6 protein-coding genes are annotated in these 2,915 nt (G+C 62.7%); 2 read left to right on the top strand and 4 right to left on the bottom strand.

All coding sequences use genetic code 11. The features are described from left to right. The coding region (locus FS320_RS41090) for a transposase (RefSeq protein WP_192926244.1) at positions 1–176 on the top strand (176 nt) is incomplete at its 5' end. Between the two features lie 318 nt (positions 177–494). After that, positions 495–776, top strand: a complete 282-nt coding sequence (locus tag FS320_RS41085; RefSeq protein WP_152718322.1) for a hypothetical protein — start codon at positions 495–497, stop codon at positions 774–776. Positions 777–805: 29 nt separating this feature from the next. Here FS320_RS41085 and FS320_RS41080 read toward each other — a convergent pair whose 3' ends face one another. The 4 genes from FS320_RS41080 to FS320_RS45655 form a co-directional block, all read right to left on the bottom strand. Further along, positions 806–1,495 (bottom strand): LemA family protein, encoded by a 690-nt coding sequence (locus tag FS320_RS41080; RefSeq protein ID WP_152718320.1) that lies wholly within the window; start codon positions 1,493–1,495, stop codon positions 806–808. Between the two features lie 117 nt (positions 1,496–1,612). Further along, positions 1,613–2,164: a sigma-70 family RNA polymerase sigma factor gene (locus tag FS320_RS41075; RefSeq protein WP_152718318.1), complete on the bottom strand. Its 552-nt coding sequence runs from the start codon at positions 2,162–2,164 to the stop codon at positions 1,613–1,615. Then, entirely contained in the window at positions 2,154–2,417 is a 264-nt protein-coding gene (locus tag FS320_RS51250; protein WP_420846842.1) for a NepR family anti-sigma factor, read from the bottom strand. Before FS320_RS51250 ends, FS320_RS41075 begins: the two co-directional genes overlap by 11 nt. A 92-nt stretch (positions 2,418–2,509) precedes the next feature. Next, positions 2,510–2,659: a hypothetical protein gene (locus tag FS320_RS45655; RefSeq protein ID WP_153885404.1), complete on the bottom strand. Its 150-nt coding sequence runs from the start codon at positions 2,657–2,659 to the stop codon at positions 2,510–2,512. Between the last annotated feature and the right edge of the window lie 256 nt (positions 2,660–2,915).

Genomic DNA, 2,915 nt, shown 5'->3' with positions numbered 1-2,915 from the left:
ATCTCGCCCGGGCGGAGTTCGCAACGCTGCGGTTGCGCCTGCTCAAGATCGCCGTGCGGGTGCAGGAAACCACCAGCCGCATCCGACTGGCCTTTGCCTCGTGCTGTCCGGAAGCGGATCTCGTCCGGCGTCTTGCGAGCGCTCTGGCACCCCAGCCCCGGGCGGCCTCGCCCTGAGCGCCGGGGCTGCCATCGCCCCGGTCATCCCATCCCGTCCCTGCCAACGCGTTCCCCACGTTCCAGACCTTGCCGCGGTGAAAGAAACGCAGCGGATCGGCACGCCCGCGCTACCAAATAGGCCCCGAAACAAACTCTGGTGAATAGGAACGGCTAGGATAGAGCGCCTAGTCTGACCACTGACGTTCTTTCATAAGGAGCGCCCAACCGCCCGGCAACGGTCACGCGAACGAGAATGCCGATACTCGCAAGCCGAGCCGCGGTCACGGGTTTGCAAACATTCCGTAGGTTGACGGTCCGGACCCAAGGAGACCTCCCATGCCAGATCCAGACGATCCGAACCGCGATCCCTCATCGGCCGGGGAGCGAAGAGAGCCTGCGCAAACCGAAGGTGACGTCCCGAACCTTGGACCGACGTCGGATCCGGCGGGACGCGACTTCGGCGACTCCGCCGGGTACGGCAGCGGCGGCTCGACCCGCGATTATCAGGAGGTTGTCGGTGAGAACCCGGTGACTGCCGGCAGGCCCAATCCGCTCGATGCGGTGATCCCGCCTGAGCCGCAAGGCCCGGAGCCGGAGGACCCGAACGCTACCCGTTAATTGAGCGGCGGCGAACCACCTTGTGAGGTCTATTGCTGGGAGCGCACGGGCGGGCGTTCCAGTTGGGCCTGGGCGAAGGCCGTCAGGGGTTTCGCATCCGGATTGAATATGGCTGCAACCCAGCCATCCGGGAAAGCCCGGCGAAGTTCCTGATTGTGGGCCCGGACGGCGCTGATGAGGTCGCTGCGCGCCACAACGATCCTGTCCTCCAGCCGCTGGAACTCCGTCAGATGCGCTGCGAAGCGCGTGTCGCCGGTCAGTTCGGGATACCGCTCGATGGTCTCGTACAGGTTGCCGAGAGCGGCAGAGAGCCGGCGCTGGGCCTCCACGTAGTGCCGGAAGCGCTCCGGCTCGGCGATGAAGCCATCCGCGTTCAGGATGGCCACGACTTCATCGCGGGCCGCTATGACCTCGTGGAGCACCTCGCGCTCGCCGGGAGCCTGTCTTCGCACGGCCTCGACCAGTGCCGGCACCCCCTCGGCCCGCTGGCGGTATTGGTTCTGCACCTCGGTCCAGGCCTGCTGCGCCCGCTCTTTCAGAGCGGGAACTTGGCCATGGCCGCATGCCGCCACGGTCAAGGCGAGCCCGACAGCAAAACTCCATCGTACCAAGCGCGTGAGCAATATCTCCTCCGGCCGTGCAGGGCCCGATGACTCGCCGATGTCGCGGTCGCTCGCCTTGTCAGGCCGCGGCACCGTCTGGTTGCCAACCTGTGCCATTCCCGGAACAGCGCGGAAGACGCATCCTCCACTGTGGCTTCAGAGCGCTCTTGCGCGGTCTGGCTCAGCTCACGCTCCGCTCCGTACCAATGATCCTGCGGATCGCCTGTGCGGCTCTCACGATGAGGCATGGATGAAAAGGCTGGCCCTAACAAGCCGGTCCGGCCCAAAGTCCTCACCAGGGCAAAGGTCCAGCAATTCGGCCAGCCGGGCACGAGCGCGATTGATGCGGCTTTTGATCGTGCCGAGATTTGTGCCGCAGATCCGCGCTGTCTCCTCGTAGGACAATCCCTCCGCCCCGACCAGCAAGAGCGCCTCGCGCTGCTCGACGCTGAGTTGGGCCAAGGCCGCCTGCATGTCGGTGAAATCCAAGCGCGCGCCCTGTTCGGGCATGACAGCGAGCATCCCAGCCATGGACCCATCAGGATCGGCTACTTCCCTGCGACGTCTTCGTATCTCGGTATAGAACTGATTGCGCAAAATGGTGAAGAGCCAAGCCTGCATACTGGTACCCGGCTGGAACTTATCGAGATTTTCAAGTCCCCTCATCAAGGCCGTCTGGACGAGGTCGTCCGCATAAGTGACATCGCCTGACAAGGAAATGGCGAACGCGCGCAGATGCGGGATCGCATTCAGCATCGCCTGCCGAACCGGTAGGTCAATGACCATGGCTCGCCCTCCCCTTCTTGTTCAGAGGACCAAGGATCTGGAGCAAGGCGTCAGGAACAGGTTCCTTTACCAACTGCGCGTAAAATGCTCGGAGCCGTTCCCCGAGACAGGCGATGACCTGAGGTGGGAGGCTCGGCTCTTGATAGCCTTCGCGCGCAGTGGACTGAGGTACGTAGAGTTCGCCAGGTGTCTCCTGTGCGACTTCGGGTAGTACGGTGAGCACGCGAGTTCCTCCGCCTTTCGAGAAGATCATCCATCCCTAAGCGAGTCATGCAGGCCTGCCATTAACCTATGATCAGCTTGAGAGCATGGATGGTCTCGAACCGTGTTTTCCGTATCTACCGGTTAATGGGCCCTATGAACCGGGGACACCTGCTGACGGGATGTCTCCGCGACTATGAGATGGCTCGACATCTTGTTGAGGAAGATCGCCTGGTAGCCGACAAGACAGGTTTGCTCGAGTTCCGCTGCCCCGGCCACATGGCCATGCAGCATGGCTTTCACCCCTTGGCTCGCCTGTTTGCGTCATTCCGGCAGGTGCCGTGCCGGAACAGAGCTGAATTGAGCTTGTTGGGAGGACACGCGACGATCAGTGGAAGTTGCACCATGAAATCGATCCTCATGTGAAGTAGTTTGGACTTAATCTGACAGACGGTGTCGTTAGGCTGAGGCATGAGCCGAGGCCGGGCGCGGAGTGGTCGGGGTGCGCAGCGCCCGGCCTCGGGGTTCACAAGGAACATCGTCATGACCA

This window comes from Microvirga tunisiensis (genome assembly GCF_009296175.1).
GTDB classification, from domain to species: Bacteria; Pseudomonadota; Alphaproteobacteria; order Rhizobiales; family Beijerinckiaceae; genus Microvirga; species Microvirga tunisiensis.
This window is presented reverse-complemented; position numbering and strand designations above follow the sequence as displayed.

What these genes read in the sequence shown, in the direction of transcription:
- FS320_RS41085 (WP_152718322.1), top strand. Translation starts at nt 495, where the DNA reads ATGCCAGATCCAGACGATCCGAACCGCGATCCCTCATCGGCCGGGGAG.
- FS320_RS41075 (WP_152718318.1), bottom strand. Translation starts at nt 2,164, where the DNA reads ATGGTCATTGACCTACCGGTTCGGCAGGCGATGCTGAATGCGATCCCG.
- FS320_RS41080 (WP_152718320.1), bottom strand. Translation starts at nt 1,495, where the DNA reads ATGGCACAGGTTGGCAACCAGACGGTGCCGCGGCCTGACAAGGCGAGC.
- FS320_RS45655 (WP_153885404.1), bottom strand. Translation starts at nt 2,659, where the DNA reads ATGCTGCATGGCCATGTGGCCGGGGCAGCGGAACTCGAGCAAACCTGT.
- FS320_RS51250 (WP_420846842.1), bottom strand. Translation starts at nt 2,417, where the DNA reads ATGATCTTCTCGAAAGGCGGAGGAACTCGCGTGCTCACCGTACTACCC.